Genomic DNA, 23,635 nt, shown 5'->3' on the forward strand with positions numbered 1-23,635 from the left:
GCGCGGCGCTCATGCACCGCGTCCGACCTTGCGGTCCGTCGACCCCAAGGGGAGGTTGAAAAAGGTTCAGGGTATGACGGTCGCAAGCAACCTCGTTCGGACCTGATCCGCCTCAGGATGGCCGAGCTTGACCAGGATGTCGAGAGACTGCTGCCATGCCGTGGCCGCCGCGTTCAAGTCGCCGGTCACCTGACAGGTATCTCCCAATTCGGTGAGCCGGGTTGCCTCGCGGTAGCGCTCCCCAGCAACCCGGTAGAGCTGCACGGCACGTCGGTAACACGTCACGGCTTGGTCGTACGCACCGATCCGTCGGTGGATGGAACCAAGGGTGTCCCAGGTGGCTGCCTCGCCGTGCGGGTCTGGCTGCAACGCATACAAGCCGAGCGCAAGGTGGCAATCCTTCAGCGCCTGCCGATACTCGCCGAGTTGGACGTGGGTCCAAGCGATCCCGCTGAGCGCTCTGGCTTCGCCACTCGGCCGGCCGGCCATCCGGAACAGTGTCAACGCCTGTTCGGCGTGCCGAAGAGCCGCCCTGTGCTGGCCCTGCTGGTCAAGTACGGCACCGAGATTGAGGCGGGAACACGCCTGGCTACCGAGGTCACCGGCGCGGGCGTAGGCGCCACATGCGTGATCGAGGTGCATCTGGGCATTGTCAAGGTTGCCCAGTGCATGGTGCGCCAGGCCGAGACCGTGGTGGCTGTGCGCCAGTCCGATCGGGTCGGCAAGCCGAAGCGCGGCGTCCAACGCGCATTGCTGAACCGCTAGGAGGTCGTCGCGATGGCCTTGCCGGTTCAGGAAGGTGCCGACTGCCCAGGCGAGCTGCCATACATGTGCCTCGAAGTCATCGGCGGCCTGGTGTATGGCGGCGAGTAGTACGGGGCGCTCGCGAACGAACCAGTCGAGTGCCGCCTCAGCAGTCGAGATGTCTTCGCAACTCACCCCGGCGCGCGGTGGCGGCAGCGTGATCGGCGCTCGGGTCGTGTCCACTAGCTGTGTTGCCGTCCAGGCCGTGTGTAGATAGTGGTCGAGTTGACGGGCCACCGCGGCGCGGCGTTCGGCGGCGCAATCGTTGGCCTGGGTGAGTTCGACTGCGTACATGCGTAACAGGTCATGCAGCATGTACCGGCCAACGGTCCGCTCGATGATCAGGTGCGCCTGGGTCAACTCCGTCAACAGCCGACGTGCTCGCTGCCCAGTGGCTCCGGCCAGGCTGGCTGCGGCGTGCAGTGAGATGTCCGGACCAGGATGCAGTGCGAGCAGGCGGAACAGCCGGGCAGCCTCGGGACTGAGCACCCGATATGACCATGAGAACACGGATCGTACGTTGGTGGTGGCGGACCCGACGACGAGCGCGTCGAGCGCACGGTCTGCGTCACGAAGCTCGCTCGCGAGTACTTCCAGTGGAAAATCCCGGCGGGCCACGGCGCGGGCGGCCACAATGGCGAGAGCAAGTGGCAGACCAGCGCACCGGGCCACGATCTCGTCGACCGCGGCTGGTTCGCTGGCCATCCGCCGGGTGCCAAGGCGGCGCTCCAGCAGATGGCGCGCCTCCGACTCGCTGAGCAGATCTACGGCGAGCAGATCCGCCCCTTCCGCAGCGACCAGGCTGGTGAGCTCGTTGCGGCTGGTAACCACCGCCACGCAGCCGGGCGAGGTGGGTAACAGGGGCCGTACTTGATCGGCATCCCGTGCGTTGTCCAGCACGACCAGTACCTTTCGGCCGGCCAGCGAGCTCCGGTAGAGACTCACCTGCCCGTCGAGGGATGCCGGAATTCGCTGCGGCGGCACCCCCAGGGCATCAAGGAATCCTCGGAGTGCCTGGGTCGGGCTAGTCACCGACCTGCTCGCATCGAATCCGCGGAGGTTCACATAGAGCTGACCGCCGGAAAACCTCGCGGCAACGCGGTGAGCCCAATGCACCGCAAGCGTGGTCTTGCCTACGCCCGCCGTACCGGACAGCACAGACACAGCAACGGCGGTAGGAATCTCGGCGCTGTTGGCAAGCATCGCGTCCAGCTGTTCGAGTGCGGCGCGGCGGCCCGCGAAGCCGCGCATATCGGGCGGTAGTTGCGCGGGCTTCGGCGTATCTGCTTGCCTGGCGGCCAGGCATAGACCGTTGTCGTGCCGCAGCAACGCAGCCCGCAGACGCTGCAGATCTGGATTTGGATCAACGCCGAGTTGGTCAGCGAGGTAGGCCCGCAGTCGCTCGTATGCGCCCAACGCCTCGTGCTGACGCCCGCTGCGGAACAGGGCCGTCATCAGTAGCTCTATGAACCGTTCACGAGTTGGATAGTCGGCCGCCAACGCTGCAAGCTCACCAACGACCTCCTGATGCCGCCCCAGAGAAAGGTCGGCCTGGACCGCAAGCTCCAGTGCGCGTAGCCGGAGCTCGACAAGGTTGGCACCGACACGTTCACGGAGCCGGTCAGATGCCACGTCCGCCAGCAACGGTCCCCTCCAGAGCGCGACGGCGTTGCGCAGTGCAGATGACCGTGCTGTCAGATCGTCGATCACGCGCGCCGACTCGACCGCGCACTTGAACCGGTGCGCGTCCACGCGGGCTGGATCCACCTCGGCGGCGTATCCGCCGTGGCGGCTGATCAGCCGCACACCCAGCCTGCCCTCGCCGCCTGGGTCAAGCCGCTGGCGCAGCCGGGAAACATGGGCCTGCAGGCTGGTCCGGACGCTGGCTGGCGGGTCGTCGTCCCACAACATCGACGCCAGTCGCTCGGCATCCACCGCCTGCCCGGCCAGTAGCAGCAGGACGCCCAACAGACGCCGCTCGCCACGGCGCCCCAGCGCGACGGGCACGCCGTCATGTTCGGCCTCGACCTGGCCTAGCACGCGAAACTCCACCGAGACCTCCACCGTCAGTGGGGCACGACGGCGTGGCAAGCCGTTGGCATGCCACCTCCAAGATCCGTCCGGCATGGTAGCGCGGAACGCCCAGAGAGGGGAGAGACAGATCACGAGGAGGGCAGGGGATTGCCATCCTCACGGCTGCAGGCATCCACGCCGCCGCCCGGCGGCAAGACACAAGGAGGTTCAATGGGTGAACGGCTCATCCGTGCTGCCGGCTTGGCGGCGAGTGCGGTTATCGGTGTATTCGGGGGCGCCGGCGTGGCGTCCGCGAGCAACGGCACCCTCCAGTCCGCACTCGCCGACCTGTCCAATGTGAGTTTGTCCAGCATCACCGCGTCGGACGACACCGTGCTGATGAACTCGGTCAACCGGGCCATCGCTGAGACCGGCGAGGCTACGTACGGGGGCTTTTCCCAGGCGCCGATCCGGTAGGCCGCGCCCGCAATTGCCGACCACACTCCCAGTGCTGGGCGCGGTCGAGGCCGCGCCCAGCGCCTAACCTCGGAGGTGCATATTGAGAGCGATTCCAATTCGGTTGTCGGTCCCCCCGCCGCACCGGGCGGGACCGACGGCCGCCGAGTGGCCCGACGAGGAATGGAAGGCCCAGGTCGTTGCCGACAGGAACTGGCAACCGGTCCCATTTCAGCAATTTATCATCAAGCTGCACAGCCGGTGCAATCTGTCCTGTGACTATTGCTACATCTACGAAATGGCCGATCAGAACTGGCAGAACCTGCCGGGGACCATATCGCGCGAAACGGTGCGCCGGGCCGCTCAGCGCATCGGTGAGTACGCCGCTCGGCATGGACATACCTCGGTGCATGTCATCTATCACGGTGGGGAGCCGCTGCTGGTCGGCGCCGACTTTGTGGACTTCGCGTCGGCGGAGTTCCGCGCCGCGCTGCCCGGGAGCTGTCGCCTGGATCTGGCGGTTCAGACCAACGCCGTCCTGCTCGACGATCGTATGCTGCGCACCCTCGACGCGCATCACGTCAGGCTGGGCATCAGCCTTGACGGCGGGCCTGACGCGAACGATCGGCACCGCCGCTACGCCAACGGCAAGGGCAGCTTTCATCAGGTGGCGCAGGCGTTGCGCCGAGTCAATGACGAATACCGGCACCTGTTCGCGATGCTGCTCTGTGTCGTCGACCTTGCCAACGACCCAGTGCAGACCTACGAAGCGCTGCTGGACTTCGACCCGCCCGCGATCGACTTCCTGCTTCCGCTCGGAAACTGGACCAGTCCGCCACCAGGACTGCCGGCCCCTCGTGGGCAGACACCCTACGGCGACTGGTTGGCCGCGGTGTTCAACCGGTGGTATTCGGCACCGGTGCAGGAGACCCAGGTTCGCCTGCTTCAGGCCATCGTGGACGGGGTGCTGAGTGGGCGTAGCGAGTTCGAAGGTGTGGGGCTCAGTCCCGCCGCGGCCGTCGAGGTCGAGACGGATGGGTCTTTGCACCAGGTCTGCTCGCTGAAGTCGGCATTTCACGGCGCCACGTGCACGGGCCTCAATATCTTCGCCCACACATTCGACGAGGCGATGAACCACCCGGGTGCAGTGGCCAGGCAGGCAGGGCTGGCGGCGCTCAGCGAGACCTGCATGCGTTGCGACCTACGTGACATCTGCGGCGGCGGCTACTACCCGCATCGCTACCGTGCGGATTCCGGCTTCCGCAATCCCTCAGTCTACTGCCCTGACCTGGCGCGGCTGATTACCCACATCCGGCGGCGGATCGTTGCCGACCTTTCCCGACTGACCCGAGGGGGAACCCGATGACCGGCACTCATACGCTCACCACCGACCAGTTTGCCGAGCTCGCCACCGGCGGCAGCGACGAAACTGTTGGTCTCCTACGCACAAGCCGACTGAGTAAGAACCTCGTGCTAATCCGCGCGATCATGCACCTTGTCCAGGACGGCTGCAACGACGAGTACAACCGGTCCGATTTCGCAAGTGCGTTGACACTGCTGGATCGGGCGCAGCAACGCGCGCCGGAGGCGGTGGCAGCGGTCTTGACCCACCCGCACATTGGTGCCTGGGCCGGCGCCTGCCTGGTCGAAGCGCGCCGGTTCCACCGCCTCACCGACGGGAGCGGCCAGCGGAGGGCCGACACCGACCCGGGTCGGTCCCCGCTACGCACCCATCTGAGCTACGCCGGGGCAATCGCCGCCGCAGCAGCAGTCCGGGCTGGCCATCCCTTCACTACACGCGTCGCCATGCGCGACGGTCAGGTCATGTTACCGACGCTGGGGCGGTGCTCCCTGCAGACCGACCTGCCGGCCGGCCTCGCGACCATCGAGTTCGACGGGGACACGCTGACCGTATCGGATCCGCACGGCAACAGCGTCCTCGCGCCTGCAGATCTCGGACAGGACGCACCGGGCTGGCAGCCTTTGCGCCGGCTCACCAGCGAGGCCGATGGCCTACGGCTGACGCTCGATCTCGACGACATCGATCCCTATCGCAACGTCGGCGACCGACTCGTCGCCGACCGGCTTACTGATCAGTCGGTACAACAATGGCAACGCATGTTCGACGATGCATGGCGGCTGTTGGTAACGGTGTGCCGAGACCGCGCGGAAGCGATGGTCGTTGGCCTGGTCAGCCTCGTGCCCAGCCCGCGCAGTGCGTCCGGAATCGACACGAGTTCCACTTTGTATGACGCCTTTGGCGCCATGGTCCTCAGCCTGCCGTACACATCTAGGCTGTTCGCGGAGACGCTGGTGCACGAGTTCCAGCACTCCAAGCTCAGCGCGATCATGGACCTGGTACCGCTGTCGACGGCTGGTGAGGACGAGTTGTTCTACTCACCGGCCCGTGACGATCCGCGTCCGATCGGCGGAATACTCCACGGCGCGTACGCCTATGCCGGGGTGGCCGACTACTGGCGCCGCTACCGGGGCGTCCACCCCGAACAGCACGCCGAGATGGAGTTCGCCCGCTGGCGGGAGCAGGTCGAACGGGTCTGCGACGCGCTTCTCGACGTAGGCCGCCTGACCCCGAGCGGAGTGGACTTCGTCACCGGATTGCGGGCCCAGATGCGGCGCTGGAACAATGTCGTTCCGTCCAGCGCGCAGCGGGCTGCGGCCCGGGACGACGCCGACGACCACCACCTACGATGGCGGCTGCGTAACCTGCACCCGGACCCGGCCGAGGTGGCCCGGCTCACCGCGGCGTGGCAGCGCGGAGAGTCCCCTCCCGGCAACGGATACACACCACCGGCGCCACGACCGGCGCCCGCCGACCGGATTCCCAACCCTCGGTTTCAGCTTCGGCAGCTCATGGAGCAGGACCCGAAGCGCTTCGCCGCACGCGCGGCAGAGGCCGCCGAAGGCGGGCCCGACGCCGCCACCGCCGCGGACTTCGCCTATCTCAGCGGCGACGCAGCCAGCGCGGCGGAGCGGTACCAGGCGCAGATCGACCGGGAGCCGGACGACACGGAGCACTGGGCCGGCTTGGTGCTCGCCCGTCGCCAACTCGTCGACGACGCGGCCGCGCGGACGCTGCAGCGCCACCCTGAGCTCATTCGCGCCGTCTACCTCACTGTCCGGGCCCAGGAAGGCAGCGCACCGGACCTCATCGATCTCGCCGGCTGGCTGGACGGCGTCGATCAACCGGGGCGAGCCCTTGCTGGCGTCGTTGGCGGCGTCGTGCCCCGGCCGCGATGACCTCGGCAACCGCGCGGCCGGACGCCGGCCGTGTGCATCCTGAAGTGCCCGCCACCGTCGGCCGGTCGAGCGCCCTGGACGGGGTGCGTGGATTCGCCGCGGTCTTGATCGTGGTGTTCCACGTGGCGATGGAGACGGGCCTGGCGTTGCAGCCGGGCCCGATCGGTGCCGTGCTGGCCCGGGGCGACATCGGTGTGCCGGTGTTCTTCGCATTGTCCGGTCTGCTGCTGTACCGCCCGTTCGCCACTGCTGCGTTGCGCCGGCGTCCAGCGCCACCAGTTGCGGACTTCCTGCTGCGGCGCGCGGTTCGGATCCTTCCCGCGTACTGGATCCTCCTGGTTGTCGCCTTGGCGCTGTGGTCACGGGGGCGCGCGACGGAGCTCAGCACCTGGTTGCCGCTGAGCCTGCTCGTGCAGAACTACGTGCCGTCGCTGTGGTGGACTGGGGACACACCGGACGGGCTGCAGCACATCTGGAGTCTGTGCGTGGAGGTCTCCTTCTACGCTGTCCTGCCGTTGTTCGCGGCTGCGAACCGCACGTACGCGGGGCGGGGCGGGGACCTTGCCGCGCGTGCCCGGCGGCTTCTGTGGGGAGTGGCCGTGCTTGGCGGCGTCTCGTACCTGTGGACGGTAATCGTCTTCGTCCCGACGTACCGCGGCTACCTCTATATGTACATGCCACGATGCCTGGTCTACTTCGCGGTCGGCATGGCCCTAGCGGTGCTCGCGGAGTGGGCCCGGATGGCGCCTGCCGGCCCGGCCGGCCGGTTCAGCCGCCGGGTCACCCGGTCGTGGTGGTTGTGCTGGTGCGGTTCTGCCGCGCTGTACCTCGTCGCCGCCACCCCACTCACCGGGCCGCGGATGATCCCGTTCAGTGGTGTGGGCACCGCACTGGCCGAGTTGTCGGTGTACTCGGCGATCACTGCCGCCCTGTTGGCCCCATTGGCGCTGCTGCCGGCGCGGCAGACCACCCCTGGCCAGCTGTTCGGCAACCGGGTCGCGGCGTACTTCGGCCGGATCTCGTACGGCGTGTACCTGTGGCAGTTCGTCGTGCTGATTGCCTGGTACGACGTGACGAACCAACGGCCATGGACCGGCGGGTTCTGGTTCAACCTGTTCGCCGTCATGGCGTTCACCAGCGCGCTGGCGGTCGTCAGCTACCACCTCGTGGAAGAGCCGACGCGTCGGCTGTACCGGAACGCCACCGGGAGGAGTTCGAATGCGAAAGCGGATTATTTCGCGGCGGGAAGTCGTGATCGCGCTGGTTGCCGGCGTGGCGACGGCAAGCCTGATCCTTGCCGTGTCGCCCAGTGACGTCCACGACCCACGGAGGGGCCTCGCCTCAGGGCCGGCCTCCCCCGGCCGAGAACCCACCGACCAGTTGCGGGCCAAGCAGCGCGCGACCCGCGAGGCTGCCCTGCCCAAGGTCCTCGACGGTCGGCTTCACCCGGAACGGCGGGGAGGCAACACGGTGGTCAGGGCCGGCACGGTGACCGGGCGGGACAGCGGACCGGAGGTCGACGACCACCCTGGACAATTCGACCAGTATGTGGAGCTCGTCCGTGAGGGAGCCGAAAGGGTGTTCGTCCTGCCCGTCGAGTTCGGCGACCGGCGACACCCCGACTACCCCGATGTCGACACCCAACGGGACATCGCCGGCCCGCTCCGCTTCGACGGGCCGCGCCACGGCGAGATTCCCGAGCCTGACCGGTCACTCGACAACAGCACGAACTGGCAGGTCGACTATGACGTCGAGCACTACCGGCGGCTCTACTTCGGCACCGGCCCCGGTGTCGAATCGGTCCGAACCTGGTACGAGGATCAGTCGTCCGGCAGATATCACGTTGACGGCTGGGTCGCCGACTGGGTCAGGGTACCTTTCAACGAGGCCCGGTACGGACGCAGCAACGGCTACCCGTGCCAGGCCCCGGTTTGCGACAACGTCTGGGAGCTGGTGCGCGACGCGATCGACGCGTGGGTGTCAGGCCAGTACCAGCGCGGCCGGACCGCCGCCGACATCGCCGCCGACATCGCGTCCTTCGACACCCGGGACCGGTACGACTTCGACGGCGACGGCGACTTCACCGAACCGGACGGCTACCTCGACCACCTCCAGATCGTGCACGCCGGCGGCGACCAGGAGGACCCCGGCCAGGGTGAGGACGCTGTCACCAGTCACTTCGGCGCCGCGTTCACGGAAAGTCCGGTTGGTCCTGGGCTGAACCGAGCCGGTGGTATCCCTATCGGCTCCACCGGCCTGTGGGTGCGCGACTACGTCACCGTGGCCGAGAACGCAGGCTTGGGCGAGATCGTGCACGAGTACGGCCACGATCTCGGCCTGCCGGACCTCTACGACGCCTTCGCCCCGGGCGGCAATGCGGAGGGTCCGGTCAACTGGTGGTCGGTGATGGCCAGAAGCCATGTGAGCGCCCCCGGCGACCCTGGCATCGCTACCCGGGCGAACGACTTCGGACCCTGGGAGAAGCTCCAACTTGGGTGGCTGGACTACGCGCTCGTAAACCCGGATCAACCCCTCGAGATGACGCTTGGCCAGCAGGGTCAACGCGACGAGCGACCGCAGGCGGTGATTGTGGCATTGCCCACGAAGTGGAATGAGGTCACCCTCGCTGCGCCGCCCGAGGGTCGGCACTCCTGGTGGAGCGGCTCGGGAAACGCGGTCGACAACACCTTGGCCAGGTCAGTAACGCTTCCAACGGAGCCGGCCCAGTTGACCTTCGACGCATGGTGGGACATCGAGAAGTGCGGCCCGGACCGATGCGATCGCGCCGCTGTCGAGGTCTTGACAGGCGCCGGATTCGTCGCAATTCCCGGATCGGTCACAGAGCCGGATGTCGACCATGGGATTCACGGGGCAAGCCACGGGTGGCAGCGGGCCACGTTTGACCTCGCAGCCTTTGCCGGGCAGACAATCGTCGTACGCCTGCGCTACCGCACCGACGGCTCGGTTCAGGGCAAAGGCGTGCTGGTGGACAACGTCCGGCTGACCGCCGGCGACCGGACCCTGTTCCGCGACGGGGCGGAGAACGGCCTCAACGGCTGGAAGTCGACTGGTTTCACCGCCGTCGGCTCCCGCGGCGTCGAAGAGCGCAGTCACTACTACGTGGCGTCGTACCAGTCCCATGCGTCATTCGGTCGTTACCTCAAATCCGGGCCCTACCACTTCGCTTTCCAGCCGGCACACCCAAACCTGGTGGAGCACTTCCCGTACCAGGAGGGTCTGCTCGTCTGGTACTGGGACACGTCGTACCGCGACAACAACACCAGTCAGCATCCAGGCCACGGCCTCATCCTGCCGATCGACGCACATCCGCAGCTCATCTACCGCGCGGACGGTCAGCCGTGGCGTCCCCGCGTGCAGGCGTACGACGCACCATTCTCACACCGGCGCGCCGACTCCTTCACCCTGCACGAGGGCGGCCGCCCGAACTCCATCGAAGGCCGGACCGGCGAGCCGATGTTCGACGACCGGAAAAGCTACTACACGGAGGACATCGATGCGCACGTGCGATATGGCGTCGTCGTGCCCCGGTACGGCGTTCAGCTCACCGTCGTCTCGTCGGACGACCGTCTCCTCCGGGTCCGCATCGGTCAGTCAAAGCCATGCGCACCAGTGGCCCGACAGCGAAGTGAGTGGTGCTGAGCCTGGCTGTCGCGGCGGGCCCGGACGGCGAAGACGATCGGGGTGGGTGTGCCGCCCTCGGCGAAGCGCTCGAAGGTCAGCCCGGCGTCCAGGAACATGTGCAGCAGTTCGGGCAGCGGATTGTGTGTCGCGCCGACCTTGTCCCGGATCCCCCGGTCGGTCCAGGACTCCCTCGTCCAGGCGCTGTCCCGGTAGCCGGGGCGGATCAGCACCGCGTTGGGGTCGGTGCGGTCGGCGAACCCGCCGCAGAAACACGGGTGGACGCCGACGTGTACGAAGGTCCCGCCGGGAGCCAGCACCCGGGCCGTCTCCCGGAGCACCGCCGGATATCCGGGCATGTCGGTGTGCACCATCACCGCGACGACCGCCGAGAGCGCACCGTCCCGGACCGGCAGCCGGGTGGCGTCGGCCCGGACGACCGGCAGCCGGCCGTGGGCGTACCGGAGCATGCCGGCCGAGAGATCCACCCCGAGCGGTGTCCGGCCCACGGCGCGGACCGCGTCGGCGTACGCGCCGGTGCCGCAGCCGACCTCCAGGCAGGGGCCGTCGCCGGGACCGAGCAGCAGACGCAGGGTACGCCCGATCCCCAGCTCGTCGTCGGCTACGGCACGCTGGGGCAGGAACTCCGCCTCGTACCAGTCGGCGATCTCGTCGTATCCCGGGCCACCTCGCATCGGTTCCCTCCCCGGTCGGCCGCACCATGCGCTGGTTCAATTTCCGCACCGGGCGGGGTATCTGGCCAGTCGTGTTCGCTCAGAGCGCAGGTCGATCCGGACGGCCGGGCGACGTCGGTCGGCGCCCTGTTCGGCTGACCCGGCAGGGTATGTTGCCCGGGTGACAGAGCAGGTGCTGATCTACACCGACGGAGCGTGCAGCGGAAATCCCGGTCCCGGCGGCTGGGGCGCCGTGCTGCGGTACGGCACGGTGGAGAAGGAACTCCACGGCGGTGAGTCGGTGGCCACCACGAACAACCGGATGGAACTGATGGCGGCGATCCGGGCGTTGGAGAGCCTGACCCGCCCGGTGACGGTGCAGATCTACGTCGACAGCACCTACGTCCGGGACGGCATCACCAAGTGGCTGCCGAACTGGAAGCGCAACGGCTGGCAGACCGCCGCGAAGCAGCCGGTCAAGAACGCCGACCTGTGGCAGCGGCTGGAGGCCGCCGCCGGCCGGCACCAGGTGCGGTGGCACTGGGTCAAGGGGCACGCCGGGCATCCGGAGAACGAGCGGGCGGACCAGCTCGCCGTCCGGGGCATGCGGGAGGCCATCGGCGGGCCGGCCCGCTCGTCGACGGTAACGGCCTGACTGCGGCATCGATCCGGCACGGCGGGTGGGTCGGTGGCTCAGGGACTGGTGCAGGTGAGGTCGCTCGGCGCGGAGTTGGTCCCGGTCCACGAGCCCTGGAAGCCGAACGTGGCCGAGCCGTTGGCGCCGAGCGTGCCGTTCCAGCTCACGTTCCGGACCGTGATCGACGATCCGCTCGCGGTCAGCGTGCCGTTCCAGAGCTGACTGATCGTCTGCCCGTTGGTGAAGGTCCAGCGCACGGTCCAACCGTTCAGTGTGCTGGTGCCGTTGTTGCGGACCGTCACCTCACCCTGGAAGCCGCCCTGCCACTGGTTGACCTGGCGGTAGGTCGCGGTGCAGGCACCGCTGCCCGGCGGGGTGCTGGTCGGCGGCACCGTCGGCGGGACGCTCGGTGTCGGCGAGGAGGTGGGCGGCCGGGTGGTCGCGGTCGGTGTCGGGGTCGCGCCGACCGGCGGGAATCGCAGGATCCGGTCGTCGGTGGCGGCCGGCGTACCGCGTCCGTCCCGGTTGCTGGTGGCCACCCAGAGCGAGCCGTCCGGGGCGCGTTCGACGGTACGCAGCCGGCCGTACTGGCCGACGAGTTGGGCGGTCGGGCTGCCGGCCACCCCGCCGCTGCCGTTCAGCGGTACCTGCCAGAGTCGGGCTCCGCGCAGCGCGGCGACGAAGAGCATGTTGCCGTCGATGGCGGCACCGCTCGGCGACGCCTCGGCGGTCGTCCAGGTGACGATGGGGTTGCGGAACCGTGGGTCGTTGCCCTGGCCCTCCACCGTCGGCCAGCCGTAGTTGCCGCCGGGCACGATGTAGTTGACCTCGTCCCAGCTGTTCTGCCCGAACTCGCTGGCGTAGAGCCGACCCTGGGCGTCCCAGGCGAGGCCCTGCACGTTGCGGTGGCCGAGGCTGTAAACCAACGAGCCGGCGGTCGGGTTGTCCGACGGGACGCCGCCGTCCGGCCGCATCCGTAGGATCTTGCCGTTCAGGCTGGACGGGTTCTGCGAGTTGGCGGTCTGGCCCGCGTCGCCGACCCCGGCGTAGAGCATGCCGTCGGGGCCGAAGGCGATCCGGCCACCGTCGTGGAAGTTGGCCCGGGCCAGCCCGGTGAGGATCGGGGTCTGGGTCTGCGGCGCGTCGAGCCGGAACCGGACGATCCGGTTGTCGCTGGCAGAGGTGAAGTAGGCGTACACGTAACGGTCGCTGGCGTAGTTCGGCGAGACCGCCAGGCCGAGCAGCCCGGCCTCGCCGCCGGGCGAGACGCCGGAGATGGTGGCGACCTGCTGCGGGCTCTGCCCCGGGCGGACCTGTACGACCCGGGCGGTGTCCCGCTCGGCGACCAGCGCGCTGCCGTCCGGCAGGAACGCCATGCCCCAGGGCGCCTGAAGGTTGCTGGCGACGGTCTGCGGTCGGCTGAAGTCGAACTCTCCGGCGGCCAGTACCCCGGCCCGGCCCGGCGTCGACGGCGGGCCGGCGACGGCGAACCCGGCACCGCCGATGACGACCGCGAGTGCCGCACCCGTGACGAGAAGTCGACTACTCCGCATGCCGCGCCTCCAGTCCCCCTGCCGCACCTCCAGGCGAACCGATCTCCGCCCGGGCACGGCCACTCAGCTAGATAGAGACGTTCGTCAATGTACCACGGGTACGGTCCAGATCAGCTCCCGCGAGGGCGGGCGAGCCGGTCCCCGCCCGGCCGGCCCGCCCGCGTCCTCGGCGGCGCTCTTCCGCCGTCATCCCCCCGGATGCGATCCGAGATGATCATCACTCTCACCACGCCCCGCGAGTGGGATAGCGTTCCGTTGTTCCCGAGTCGTCGCGTGAGTCGCCATCTCCGCACACCGTTGTCCCGGACCCGACGCCCGGGACGGCTGGACGTCCCCGCGCCGGACGAACCGAATGATCCGCAAACTTTCGGTCCTCGCCCGATAAATTCGGCGTGATGCGGCGCACGCTACGACGCTGTGAACGAACGGTCAAGGATTGCGCTCGTCGGGGAACTTGTGAGCTACTTTCGGCCTGAGTACCCTCTCGACGCGGGCCAGAATTTCCGGAAACATGTCGGAAGTACGTCTGCGCCCGCGTCCAACCTCACTTCGACGTGCGGCGGCTTAGGAAGAGGCCAGCAACAAGCGACAGGAGGCTGCCCGTGAGCAGCAACCGCAACGCCGCCGACACCAGTCGGACAACCACCGACGTCGAGCGGCTTGAGGTCACGGGGGTGCACGATGGGCATCCGCACGACGGACAGCTCACCGCTACCGCGACCGTCCCGGCGGACGACGCAGCGCACGGCGACAGCACCGCTCCCGACGCCCTGCCCCGCTGGCAGGACCCACGACTACCCGTCGACCAGCGGGTCGAGGACCTGGTCGCCCGGCTCTCGCTCGAGGAGAAGATAGCGCAGCTGTACGGCGTCTGGGTGGGCGGCGACTCCACCGGTGAGGACCTGGCGCCGCACCAGCACGAGATGACCGGCGACGCCCCGGACTGGCGCAGCCTGATCGGCGCCGGCCTGGGCCAGATCACCCGGGCGTTCGGCACCGCGCCCGTCGACCCCGCCCTCGGCGCCCGGGCACTGGCCCGGATGCAGGAGGAGATCGTCGCCGCGAACCGGTTCGGCATCCCGGCCATCGCGCACGAGGAGTGCCTCACCGGCATCATGACCTGGAAGGCGACCGTCTACCCCACCCCGCTGGCCTGGGGCGCGACCTTCGACCCGGACCTGGTCGAGTGGATGGCCGAGCAGATCGGCTCGGCGATGCGGGCGCTCGGCGTACACCAGGGGTTGGCGCCGGTGCTCGACGTGATCCGGGACCTGCGCTGGGGGCGCTGCGAGGAGTCGATCGGCGAGGACCCGTACCTGGTCGCCACCATCGCCACCGCGTACGTCCGGGGCCTGGAGTCGACCGGCGTGGTCGCCACCCTGAAGCACCTCGTCGGATACTCGGCGTCCCGGGGCGGCCGCAACCACGGGCCGGTCAGTGCCGGCCCCCGGGAACTGGCCGACGTCTTCCTCCCGCCGTTCGAGATGGCCCTGCGTGACGGCGGTGCCAGATCCGTGATGCACGCCTACAACGAGATCGACGGCGTTCCGCCGGCCGCCGACCCCGAACTGCTCACCCGGCTGCTCCGGGACGACTGGGACTTCACCGGCACGGTCGTCTCCGACTACTTCGGGATCAGCTTCCTGCAACGGCTGCACAACGTCGCGGCCGACCTGACCGAGGCGGCGGCGCTGGCGCTGGCGGCCGGGGTGGACGTCGAACTACCGGCGGCACACTGCTACGGCGACCCGCTCCTCGACGCGATCCGCGCCGGCACCGTGCCGGAGTCCCTGGTCGACACGGCGGTCACCCGGGTGCTCCGGCAGAAGTGCGAGCTCGGCCTGCTCGACGCCAACTGGTCGGCACTGCCGCCGGTACTCGCCGGCACCGCCGGGCGGAGCAACGGTGGCGGGCCGGACCTCGTCGAGGGTTCCGTCGATCTCGACCCGCCGGCCAACCGCGCGCTGGCCCGGACGATCGCCGAGGAGTCGGTGGTGCTGCTGGCGAACTCCGGGGCGCTGCCGCTCCGCCCGGAGAGCCGGATCGCCATGGTCGGGCCACTGGCCGACGACGTCGCCGGGATGCTCGGCTGCTACACCTTCCCGGGCCACGTCGGCAGCCAGCATCCGGAGCTGCCGGAGGGGGTCGAGATCCCGACCCTGCTGGCCTCGCTCCGGTCCGAGCTGCCGGAAACCCCGATCAAGTACGCGCCCGGCTGCACCGTCGACGGCTCGGCCGACCTCGACGCCGAGGCGATCAGCGCCGCCGCGGCGGCGGCCGGCGAAGCGGACGTCTGCGTGGCCGTGCTCGGCGACCGGGCCGGACTCTTCGGCCGGGGCACCTCCGGCGAGGGCTGCGACAGCGACGACCTGCGGCTGCCCGGTGCCCAGGCGGAACTGCTGGCGGCACTGTTGGAGACCGGAACCCCGGTGGTGCTGGTGCTGCTCGCCGGCCGCCCGTACGCGCTCGGCGACTCGGTCGACCGGCTCGCCGCGGTGGTGCAGGCGTTCTTCCCCGGCGAGGAGGGCGGACCGGCGGTGGCCCGGGTACTCAGCGGAGTGACCTGCCCGTCCGGCCGGCTGCCGGTGAGCGTCCCACGTAACCCCGGCGGCCAGCCCAGCACCTACCTCTCCCCGACGCTGGGTCAGAAGACCGAGATCAGCAGTGTCGACCCCACCCCGCTCTTCCCGTTCGGCCACGGCCTGTCGTACACCGGGTTCACCTGGCCGGAGGTCCGGGTGGAGGGTGCGGCGCCGGACCCGCAGCAACCGGTGGAGGTGCCCACCGACGGCGCCGTCACCGTCGCGGTCTCGGTCCGCAACGACGGCGACCGGCACGGCACCGAGGTGGTGCAGCTCTACCTGCACGACCCGGTCGCCCAGGTCAACCGCCCGGTGATCCGACTGGTCGGCTACGCCCGGGTGCCACTGGAGCCGGGCCAGACCCGGCAGGTCGACTTCCGGGTGCACGCCGACCTCTCCTCGTTCACCGGCCGGCGCGGTCACCGGGTGGTCGAGCCCGGCGACCTCGAGTTGCGGCTCTCCGCCTCCAGCGCCGACCACCGGTACACGGTCCCGCTCCGGCTGACCGGACCGGAACGGCGGGTCGACCACCGCCGGCAGCTCGTCGCCGAGGTAACGCTGCACTGACAGCCGCCCGGCGCCCCGATGGTCGGCGGTTGGGGCGCCGGGCCCACCCGGGTCGGCTGGCCGGTGACGACGGCCGAGTGCCGGCATACTGGCCGAGGTGATCCTCGTCGGCACCTCCGGGTGGCAGTACCGCGACTGGCGGGACCGGTTCTATCCGGCCGGCCTGCCCCAGCGACGCTGGCTCGAACACTACGCCGGACGGTTCGGCACGGTGGAGGTGAACAACGCCTTCTACCGGCTGCCCGACCGGGACGTCTTCGCCGCCTGGCGGGCTCGAACGCCGGACGACTTCTGCGTCGCGGTGAAGATGAGTCGCTACCTCACCCACATCAAGCGGCTGCGGGAACCGGCCGAACCCGTCGCCCGGTTCCTGGACCGGGCCACCGCACTCGGTGACCGGCTCGGCCCGGTGCTGCTACAACTGCCGCCGAACCTGCCGGCCGACGTCGACGCGCTGGCCGAGGTACTGTCCCGGTTTCCACCGGACGTACGGGTCACCGTGGAGCCCCGACACCCGTCCTGGTGGACCGGGCAGACCCGGCGGGTACTGGAGCGGTACGGCGCCGCGCTCTGCTGGGCCGACCGGGCTGGTCGTCCGGTGACGCCGCTGTGGCGTACCGCCGACTTCGGATACCTCCGGCTGCACGAGGGCCGTGCCCAGCCCCGGCCCCGGTACGGCCGAGCCGCGTTGCGCTCCTGGCTGGACCGGATCGGCGCGGTTTTCCCCGGCGACGAGCCGGTCTTCGTCTTCTTCAACAACGACCCGGGCGGCGCCGCGATCGTCGACGCCGGTGCCCTGGCCGCGCTCGCCCGCCGGCACGCCTTCCTGGTCGGCCGTGCGCCATAGCATCCGCGACCGACCGCCGACGCCATCGGCTGTACCGGCCGGCGGGCACCCACCCGGCCCTCGGCGCTACTTGTCGAAGCGGATCTCGACACGGCGGTTCTTCGCCCGCCCGGCCGGATCGTCCTTCCCTTCCGGCGTACTGTTCGGCACCACCGGCTTCCGCTCACCGTGTCCGGTGACCCGGAAGGTCACCGGAGTGTCGGCCAGCAGCGCGGCCAGCGCGTCACGGACGGCCTCGGCCCGTCGCCGCGACAACCGCTGGTTCGCCGCCGGGCTGCCGATCGAGTCGGTGTGTCCGTCGACGAGCACAGTTCCCCTGGCCTGGCTGCGGATTCGTCCGGCTGCCTGTGCCAGCCGCTGGCTCGCCGCCGGGGTGAGCTCGGCCTTGCCGAACGCGAAAAGCACGTCGGCACCGATGGTGACCTCGACCCGGTCGGCGGACTCCGCCTCGGTGCTGTCCCCGTCGACATCGCCGGAGACGAGAAAGACATCCACCGTCGGGGCCCGCACGTCGACCACCGGAGTCTCGACCTCTCCACCCGGCGCCCGGTAGGTCGGTCCACCCACCGCCGTCGGTTCCGGCGTGAGCGTCGGGCCGGGCGCCGCCCGGACCTGCGAGGGGACGAGCAGCAACAGGCCGACAAGCGTCAGGACCATTCCGCGGTACGGCAGGCTGCCGGACCGGTACGGCGGGCCGGCCCAGCGGTACGGCGGGCCGACCCACGGCGGGCTAACCGAGCGGGACATTCTCGAACACCGGAACTCGCGGAATGACGACGTCCACGCTCGGCACGTCCTCGGGTGGCGCCGCGAACGTGGCGAAGAGGTCGACCGCCTGCCCGGGTTCGACGAAGACCCCGCCCAGATCGGCGGAGGCGAGGTACTGCTGGTTCGCGTTGCGCGCCACCAGGTACTGCTTGCGGTTCTTCCGGTCGAGCAGGTAGACGCCGGAGAAGGCGCTCCCGCTGCCGAGCCGAGGAGCGTCACCCTGGAACGTCGAGCTGATCTGCCAGTCCTGTTTCGGGTTCGGGGAGAGGTTCGTCAGACGCACCCGGACGACCAGGAAACCCTCGTCCCGGCGGAGCCCGTACAGTTCGACCCTCACCGGAACGATCTCGCCCGCCCCGTTGCCGTCGAACTGGACCTCCCGGGTGGCGACGACCGATCCCGGCTCCGCCGGCCGTCCTTCCGCCGCACCGGCGCCGTCCCGCCGCGCCGCCGCCCTGCCCTCGCCGTCCTGCGGTCCTGCCGCCGAACCGGTCGCGCGGGCCCGGTCCGGCTCGGCGCCAGCGGTGCAGCCGGCGGTGAGTGGCACCGCCGCCAGCGTCACCGCGAGCACGGACGTGGTCAATCGGAGTCGCAAAGCTGGGTCCTTCCGGTCGTGTCCCGACCCCCTCCATCGGCGGTTGTCAAGCGCGGTGGTCGGGGCACGGAGGTGACGTGTCGGTTCCGCCCGACACTATGAACCTCCGACCGGGGAGGTATCCCGATTTCGTGCCACTGTTGATCTCGGCTGATCCCCGGCTCCGACGGGAACGACCGGGCAGGACCCAGACCCGGCGGCCACTACGGCATGATCTTGACCAGGTCCTTCGGCATGCTCGACTTGACGTCGTCCCACTCACCCTCGGTGACGTGCCGGCGCAGCGCGTTCAGCACCGTGTTCACCACGGTCGCCGGGCCGCCCTCGACGTCGAACGGGAAGCCGGCCCGCACCTCGTAGAGGAACTCCTCCCGATTCAGCTTGATCGGGACAACGCTCGGGTCCCAGCCGTCGAAGTAGACCCCGCGCACCAGCACCGGCAACTGGGCCGCGAAGTGCACGCTCTCCTGCACCGGCAACCGGTCCCGGAGCAGGTGCAGTACGGTCCGCAGCGCGGCGTACGACTGGTTGCGGCGTTCCTTCGGCCACCCGTACGCCTGCTCGATGTCCTTGAGGATGAGGTTGGTCTTGTCTATCGACGAATCGAAGACCGAGTACGAATTGTTCGGCACGACTGATCCCCCGTCCCGTCTCGGTTACTGTCCACCCCGCCATGCTCACCGGAGAGCGGGTGAGCCCCGCTCGCCCGCAGGGGGTGATCCCGGTCGGCCAGGACTAGCCAGACAGGAGGTCCCGCAGCTTCGCGGCGTTCGTCTGCGCGTAGTCGCGGTAGCAGTTGTTGAACAACACGTGCGTCTCGGCGGTTTCGTCGGCGAGTTCGCGCAGCTTGGGCGCCCAGTCCGCCAGCTCCCGATCGGAGTAGTGATAGCCGAACTTCTGGTAGATGTCCCTGCTGGTCCACTTGTCGCTGTGCCCGTGGAACCGGACCACGGCCAGGTCGGCGGTGGCGGCCAGCACCGGCGGCACCGACGAGCGGTGGCCCTGCGGCATGTCCACCGAGACGTACGCCAGCTCGTGCTTGCGGAGGAACTCCAGCGTCTCGTCCCGGTTGCCGTCGGCGAACCAGGAGGCGTGCCGGAACTCGAAGACCGGCCGGAGCGGGCCGCAGCGCCGCCGCACCTCCAGCAGGTACTGCTTGTTGTCCCGCCGAATGGTGAACCACGGCGGGAACTGGAACAGCAGCGCACCGAGTTTGCCCGCCTCGGCCAGCGGCTCCAGCGCGGACAGGAACCGGCTCCACACCTCCTCGTACGCCTGCGCCGGCAGGTCGCCCGGGTAGACGTTCCGCTTCTCCGTGGCCGGCCGCAGGTCCTTGTAGAGCGCGGAGACCCGGGTCGGGTGTCCGGTGAGCAGGCTGAACGCCTTCACGTTGAAGGTGAAACCGGCCGGGGTACGCCCCACCCACAGCTCGGCGGTCCGCTCGGCGGGCGGCGAATAGTAGGTGGCGTCGACCTCGACCAGCGGAAACCGCTCGGCGTAGAAGCCCAGCCGCCGTTGCGGAGTGTCCGCGCCCGCCGGATACCAGCCCGACTCCAGCAGGGTCCGATCGGTCCACGACGCCGTGCCGACCTTGATCTCACCCATGAGCACAGTTCACCCGCCCCGGCCGGGACGGGCAACCCGGGCGCGGTCCACCTCCGTCGTCGACTCGCGTCCGCTCCGCTCAGGCGGCCCGGCGTTCCCGGGACTGCTTGCAGGCGACGCAGGTGGTCGCGGAGGGGAAGATCTCCAGCCGCTCCACCGGGATCGAGTCGCCGCAGCCCTCGCACCAGCCGTACGTCCCCTCGGCAAGCCGGGTGAGCGCGTGCTCGAACTGGGCCCGGCGGTCGAGGATGGTCCGCAGCAGCGACTGCGCGGTGTCCCGCTCGGCCGTCTTCGTGCCGCTGTCCGCCTGGTCGTCGCCGGCCGTGTCGCCGACCTCCACCAGCCGCAGTACCTGGCTCTGCGCCAACGCCTCGTCGTACTCGACGGTCAGCTCGTCGTAGCGGGCCTGCAGGGCAAGACGGATCTGGTCACTGTCGGCTGCCGAGCGGCGAGTACCGATTGCCTCGTTGACGAGCATTCGCTGCCTGCCTTTCCGTCGAAGGTACGCATCCGCGACCCTGGACGGGATCGTCCGGGTCGCTCCGTCATGAGCAGCGCGATTACCCCACCGCCGTCGCCGGCAAACCGCCGACTTCCCCGACCCGCCGTGACCTGCGCGTTCGTCCCCCCGGACCGTCCTCGGGACCGGTCAGCCGACGCTGCCCGGCTCGACCAGCGCGGGGTGCCGGGGATCGTCCAGCCGGACCACCACGTCGGCGAAGGTCGACGGTCCCACCTCGTCGTCGTACCGGGCGAACGCCGGCAGGGTCCAGCGCTGCGCCGTCGGCGTACGCCGGGCCAGCGCACCGGGCGAGAGCACCAGATGGACCGCGAGGTCGAACGGGAGACCACCGCCGAGCAGCAGCGGCCCGCTCACCAGCACCACCCCGCCGGACGGCAGCGTCAGGTACTCCGCCCGGGTGGCCCGGTCGGTCTCGGCGTTCCAGAGCGTCGGCAGGATCCGCCCGGAACCGGCCGGGCCCGCAGGATCGAGCACCTCCCGACGCAGCCCCGCCTCGTCGAGCCAGCCGAGGTAGTAGGCGTCCGGGTTGGTCCGGCCCTGCTCGTACCGGAGCGACGCCGGCCGGAGGAAGTCCGCCGCGTCGACGCGTACCGCCGGGCGGCCCCGGACCCGCAGCGGGTCGACCAGCGCATCGGCGAGCCGGCCCGGCTCGGCGGCCGGCGGCCCGTCGACCGCCACTCGCAGCCGGTCACCGGGACGCTCGCCGGCCAGCCGGTCGGCCAGCTCCTGCACCAGCAGCTCCGGGGTGATCGGGCGGACCTTCATTCGACCATCCTGCCCCGATCCGGACCGGCGTCGGCCGCCCGGGGCACTCGCGCTGCCCCGGGCGGCCGGCGGCCGGTCACGCGTCCCGGGCGGCCGCACCCGGTCACGCGTCGCGGTCGCACCGGACAGGCCTCCCCCGGGCGGCACCCGGTCACGCCTCCCCGGGCGGCACCTGGTCACGCCTCCCCGGGCGGCACCTGGTCACGCCTCCCGGGGCGGCACCCGGTCACGCGTCGCGGCGGCGTAGCACGAGGTAGCCGCCGAGCAGCGCGGCGGCGGTCCAGAGCGCCAGGATGCCGATCCCGGTCCACGGTCCGTAGTCCCGGGCCCACCGGGCCTCGTCCTGCGGCCCCGCGAGGTGCAGGATCACCCAGCCGGTCTGGTCCGGCAGGTACTGGGTGACGGTACGCAGGCCGGGGATGTTGCCCAGCCCCTGCGATCCGAGGAAGAAGACCGGCAGCAGCACCGCCAGCGCGCGTACCGGGCTGCGCAGCATCGCCGCCACCCCGAGCCCGAAGAGGCAGAGCAGCACGAGGTGCAGGCAGCCGCCGACTACTGCGCTGAGCGCACCGTCGGCGCCGAGCCCGACGCCGTACCGGCCGAGCGCGGCCTGGGCGGCGAAGAAGCCGCCCAGCACGGTGGGTACCGCGACGGCGGCGGCGAGCAGCCCGGCGGCGAGCACCTTGCCGGCGAAGCAGCGACCGCGGCGCGGTACCGCGACCAGGGTGGCCCGGATGGTGCCGGAACTGTACTCGCTCGCCATCACCAGCACCCCGAACACCACCAGGGCGAGTTGCCCCAGCGTCAGGCCGTAGAAGGCGGGAAAGAGCGGATCGAAGTTGGCCTGCCGCTCCGGGGTCTGGGTGGCGAAACTGAGCCCGGCCAGCAGGCTGATGCCGGCGCCGACGACGAAGGTGGGCAGCAGGGTCCAGACCGTGGACCGGACGGTCCGGATCTTCGTCAACTCGGCCCGTAGCACCGCGCCGAGCCCGGTCAGGGCTGCCCCGGCCCGCGCCGATCCACCGGCCGTCGCATCCGTCCGGGTCACCGCTGGCCCCCGTCCACCCGCCGACCGTCCGGCAACCGCTGGCCGCCGTCCGCCCCCGGCCGCCCACCGACCGGCCGAGCGCCGGTCGCGCCCCGATCGCCGGTCGCGTGCCGATCCCCGGCCGCGTGCTGGTCGACGCCGGCCGGCCGGTCGACGTCTGCCGACCGGTCGAGGTCGGCCGACCGGTCGAGGTCTGCCGACCGGTCGACGTCCGCCGGCCCGTCGAGGTCGGCCCGGTAGCGGACCGCCGTCGCGGTGAGCCGCATGAACGCCTCCTCCAGGGACGCACGCTGCACCGCCACCTCGTGCACGGTCAGCCGGTTGGCCGCGACCAGCTCCCCGATTCGGGCGGCCTCACTGTCGTACGCCAGCAGCGCCCCGTCCGTGCCCACCTCGACCCGGATGCCGGCGGCGGCGAGTACGTCACGCAGTCGCTCCGGCTCCGGCGAACGCACCCGTACCGTCGTGCCGGAGTTCGCCTCGACGAACTCCCGCATCCCGGTGTCGGCCAGCAGCCGGCCCTGACCGATCACCACCAGGTGATCCGCGGTCAGCGCCATCTCGCTCATCAGGTGACTGGAGACGAAAACCGTCCGCCCCTCGGCGGCGAGTCCGCGCATCAGCTCCCGGATCCACCGGATGCCCTCCGGGTCGAGCCCGTTGACCGGCTCGTCGAGGAGCAGCACCGGCGGATCCCCGAGCAGTGCGGCGGCGATCCCGAGCCGCTGCACCATGCCGAGCGAGAAGCCGCCGACCCGCCGCTTCGCCACGTCCTGTAGGCCCACCAGCGCCAGCACCTCGGCGATCCGGGACCGCCCGATGCGGTTGCTCCGCGCCAACCACAGCAGGTGGTGGTAGGCGCTGCGCCCCGGGTGCGCGGACCGTGCCTCCAGCAGCGCACCGACCGACCGCAGCGGCGCGACGTGCTCCGGATAGGCCCGGCCGTCGATCAGTACCCGTCCGGCGCTCGGACGGTCGAGGCCGAGCATCATCCGCATCGTCGTCGACTTGCCCGCACCGTTCGGGCCGAGGAAACCGGTCACCCGCCCCGGCCGGATCGTGCAGGAGATCCCGTCGACCGCGACCGTTGCGCCGTAGCGCTTACTGAGACTGCACACCTCGATCACGCCCGCCACGTTAGGCAGCGGCGACCGCCGGAACAGTCCTCGAAAGTCGCGGAGATTGCCCACCAATGTCGACGCGGCGCGGCGACAGCACCGCGCGGGTGGCGACCGGGAGCCGGATGCCACACCCCACCGGTCGGGTCGACGCCGGTTGCCGGCCGGCCCGCGACCACCGGC

18 protein-coding genes and 2 pseudogenes are annotated in these 23,635 nt (G+C 70.2%); 8 read left to right on the forward strand and 12 right to left on the reverse strand.

Features of this window, described 5'->3' with window-relative positions:
• Nucleotides 1-66 precede the first annotated feature (66 nt).
• A complete protein-coding gene (locus EV371_RS18210) occupies nucleotides 67-2,856 on the reverse strand; it encodes a BTAD domain-containing putative transcriptional regulator (protein WP_165436726.1) in 2,790 nt (929 codons plus the stop codon).
• Between the two features lie 192 nt (nucleotides 2,857-3,048).
• On the opposite strand from EV371_RS18210, the gene EV371_RS18215 reads away from it, so the two are divergent.
• From EV371_RS18215 to EV371_RS18235, 5 genes are all read left to right on the forward strand, one after another.
• Nucleotides 3,049-3,294 carry a hypothetical protein gene (locus tag EV371_RS18215; RefSeq protein WP_130463105.1) on the forward strand — a complete coding sequence of 82 codons (246 nt, stop codon included), beginning with the start codon at nucleotides 3,049-3,051 and terminating at the stop codon, nucleotides 3,292-3,294.
• 82 nt (nucleotides 3,295-3,376) lie between these two features.
• Complete coding sequence (locus EV371_RS18220; RefSeq protein WP_486484684.1) at nucleotides 3,377-4,639, forward strand: FxsB family cyclophane-forming radical SAM/SPASM peptide maturase; 1,263 nt, start codon at nucleotides 3,377-3,379, stop codon at nucleotides 4,637-4,639.
• The gene (locus EV371_RS18225; RefSeq protein WP_130463106.1) at nucleotides 4,636-6,531 is read left to right on the forward strand and encodes an HEXXH motif domain-containing protein; all 1,896 of its coding nucleotides are present in this window, start codon (nucleotides 4,636-4,638) and stop codon (nucleotides 6,529-6,531) included. Before EV371_RS18220 ends, EV371_RS18225 begins: the two co-directional genes overlap by 4 nt.
• On the forward strand, nucleotides 6,528-7,844 hold the full coding sequence (locus tag EV371_RS18230) for an acyltransferase family protein (protein WP_130463107.1): 1,317 nt from the start codon (nucleotides 6,528-6,530) through the stop codon (nucleotides 7,842-7,844). The genes EV371_RS18225 and EV371_RS18230 overlap by 4 nt, the downstream gene beginning before the upstream one ends.
• A complete protein-coding gene (locus EV371_RS18235) occupies nucleotides 7,750-10,191 on the forward strand; it encodes an immune inhibitor A domain-containing protein (RefSeq protein WP_130463108.1) in 2,442 nt (813 codons plus the stop codon). The genes EV371_RS18230 and EV371_RS18235 overlap by 95 nt, the downstream gene beginning before the upstream one ends.
• Here the strand turns inward: EV371_RS18235 and EV371_RS18240 are convergent.
• Nucleotides 10,140-10,865: a class I SAM-dependent methyltransferase gene (locus tag EV371_RS18240; protein WP_130463109.1), complete on the reverse strand. Its 726-nt coding sequence runs from the start codon at nucleotides 10,863-10,865 to the stop codon at nucleotides 10,140-10,142. The genes EV371_RS18235 and EV371_RS18240 overlap by 52 nt on opposite strands.
• A 160-nt stretch (nucleotides 10,866-11,025) precedes the next feature.
• On the opposite strand from EV371_RS18240, the gene rnhA reads away from it, so the two are divergent.
• The gene (gene rnhA / locus EV371_RS18245) at nucleotides 11,026-11,499 is read left to right on the forward strand and encodes a ribonuclease HI (protein WP_130463110.1); all 474 of its coding nucleotides are present in this window, start codon (nucleotides 11,026-11,028) and stop codon (nucleotides 11,497-11,499) included.
• A gap of 38 nt (nucleotides 11,500-11,537) precedes the next feature.
• Here the strand turns inward: rnhA and EV371_RS34385 are convergent, their stop codons facing one another.
• Both EV371_RS34385 and EV371_RS18250 read right to left on the reverse strand, forming a co-directional pair.
• The gene (locus tag EV371_RS34385; protein ID WP_486484952.1) at nucleotides 11,538-11,873 is read right to left on the reverse strand and encodes a cellulose binding domain-containing protein; all 336 of its coding nucleotides are present in this window, start codon (nucleotides 11,871-11,873) and stop codon (nucleotides 11,538-11,540) included.
• 78 nt (nucleotides 11,874-11,951) lie between these two features.
• A pseudogene (locus EV371_RS18250) lies at nucleotides 11,952-13,034 on the reverse strand (PQQ-dependent sugar dehydrogenase); the annotation flags it as partial.
• Nucleotides 13,035-13,636: 602 nt separating this feature from the next.
• Here EV371_RS18250 and EV371_RS18255 point away from each other — a divergent pair.
• Both EV371_RS18255 and EV371_RS18260 read left to right on the forward strand, forming a co-directional pair.
• On the forward strand, nucleotides 13,637-16,183 hold the full coding sequence (locus tag EV371_RS18255) for a glycoside hydrolase family 3 protein (protein ID WP_486484685.1): 2,547 nt from the start codon (nucleotides 13,637-13,639) through the stop codon (nucleotides 16,181-16,183).
• 97 nt (nucleotides 16,184-16,280) lie between these two features.
• The gene (locus EV371_RS18260; RefSeq protein WP_130463112.1) at nucleotides 16,281-17,030 is read left to right on the forward strand and encodes a DUF72 domain-containing protein; all 750 of its coding nucleotides are present in this window, start codon (nucleotides 16,281-16,283) and stop codon (nucleotides 17,028-17,030) included.
• Between the two features lie 66 nt (nucleotides 17,031-17,096).
• On the opposite strand, the gene EV371_RS18265 is transcribed toward EV371_RS18260, so the two are convergent.
• The 8 genes and pseudogenes from EV371_RS18265 to EV371_RS18300 all read right to left on the reverse strand — a co-directional run.
• Nucleotides 17,097-17,777 carry an OmpA family protein gene (locus tag EV371_RS18265; protein ID WP_130463113.1) on the reverse strand — a complete coding sequence of 227 codons (681 nt, stop codon included), beginning with the start codon at nucleotides 17,775-17,777 and terminating at the stop codon, nucleotides 17,097-17,099.
• Nucleotides 17,761-18,393, reverse strand: coding sequence for a hypothetical protein (locus tag EV371_RS18270; protein ID WP_130463114.1), 633 nt, complete (start codon nucleotides 18,391-18,393; stop codon nucleotides 17,761-17,763). Before EV371_RS18270 ends, EV371_RS18265 begins: the two co-directional genes overlap by 17 nt.
• Before the next feature lie 203 nt (nucleotides 18,394-18,596).
• Nucleotides 18,597-19,025 (reverse strand): DUF2267 domain-containing protein, encoded by a 429-nt coding sequence (locus tag EV371_RS18275; RefSeq protein WP_130463115.1) that lies wholly within the window; start codon nucleotides 19,023-19,025, stop codon nucleotides 18,597-18,599.
• A gap of 103 nt (nucleotides 19,026-19,128) precedes the next feature.
• On the reverse strand, nucleotides 19,129-19,998 hold the full coding sequence (locus tag EV371_RS18280) for a DUF72 domain-containing protein (protein ID WP_130463116.1): 870 nt from the start codon (nucleotides 19,996-19,998) through the stop codon (nucleotides 19,129-19,131).
• A 79-nt stretch (nucleotides 19,999-20,077) separates the two neighbouring features.
• Complete coding sequence (locus EV371_RS18285) at nucleotides 20,078-20,476, reverse strand: TraR/DksA C4-type zinc finger protein (RefSeq protein ID WP_130463117.1); 399 nt, start codon at nucleotides 20,474-20,476, stop codon at nucleotides 20,078-20,080.
• Nucleotides 20,477-20,647: 171 nt separating this feature from the next.
• Nucleotides 20,648-21,286, reverse strand: coding sequence for a nucleoside/nucleotide kinase family protein (locus tag EV371_RS18290; RefSeq protein ID WP_130463118.1), 639 nt, complete (start codon nucleotides 21,284-21,286; stop codon nucleotides 20,648-20,650).
• A 226-nt stretch (nucleotides 21,287-21,512) separates the two neighbouring features.
• Nucleotides 21,513-22,334, reverse strand: a complete 822-nt coding sequence (locus EV371_RS18295) for an ABC transporter permease subunit (protein ID WP_207230527.1) — start codon at nucleotides 22,332-22,334, stop codon at nucleotides 21,513-21,515.
• A 224-nt stretch (nucleotides 22,335-22,558) separates the two neighbouring features.
• Nucleotides 22,559-23,461: pseudogene (locus EV371_RS18300) on the reverse strand (ABC transporter ATP-binding protein); the annotation flags it as partial.
• Between the last annotated feature and the right edge of the window lie 174 nt (nucleotides 23,462-23,635).

The sequence above is a fragment of the Plantactinospora sp. CNZ321 genome, from assembly GCF_004217235.1.

Excerpts from the sequence above, each read along its gene's own strand:
- EV371_RS18280 (WP_130463116.1), bottom strand. The coding sequence starts at position 19,998 with ATGGGTGAGATCAAGGTCGGCACGGCGTCGTGGACCGATCGGACCCTG.
- EV371_RS18265 (WP_130463113.1), bottom strand. The coding sequence starts at position 17,777 with ATGTCCCGCTCGGTTAGCCCGCCGTGGGTCGGCCCGCCGTACCGCTGG.
- EV371_RS18285 (WP_130463117.1), bottom strand. The coding sequence starts at position 20,476 with ATGCTCGTCAACGAGGCAATCGGTACTCGCCGCTCGGCAGCCGACAGT.
- EV371_RS18240 (WP_130463109.1), bottom strand. The coding sequence starts at position 10,865 with ATGCGAGGTGGCCCGGGATACGACGAGATCGCCGACTGGTACGAGGCG.
- EV371_RS18225 (WP_130463106.1), top strand. The coding sequence starts at position 4,636 with ATGACCGGCACTCATACGCTCACCACCGACCAGTTTGCCGAGCTCGCC.
- EV371_RS18230 (WP_130463107.1), top strand. The coding sequence starts at position 6,528 with ATGACCTCGGCAACCGCGCGGCCGGACGCCGGCCGTGTGCATCCTGAA.
- EV371_RS18215 (WP_130463105.1), top strand. The coding sequence starts at position 3,049 with ATGGGTGAACGGCTCATCCGTGCTGCCGGCTTGGCGGCGAGTGCGGTT.
- EV371_RS18235 (WP_130463108.1), top strand. The coding sequence starts at position 7,750 with ATGCGAAAGCGGATTATTTCGCGGCGGGAAGTCGTGATCGCGCTGGTT.
- EV371_RS18290 (WP_130463118.1), bottom strand. The coding sequence starts at position 21,286 with ATGAAGGTCCGCCCGATCACCCCGGAGCTGCTGGTGCAGGAGCTGGCC.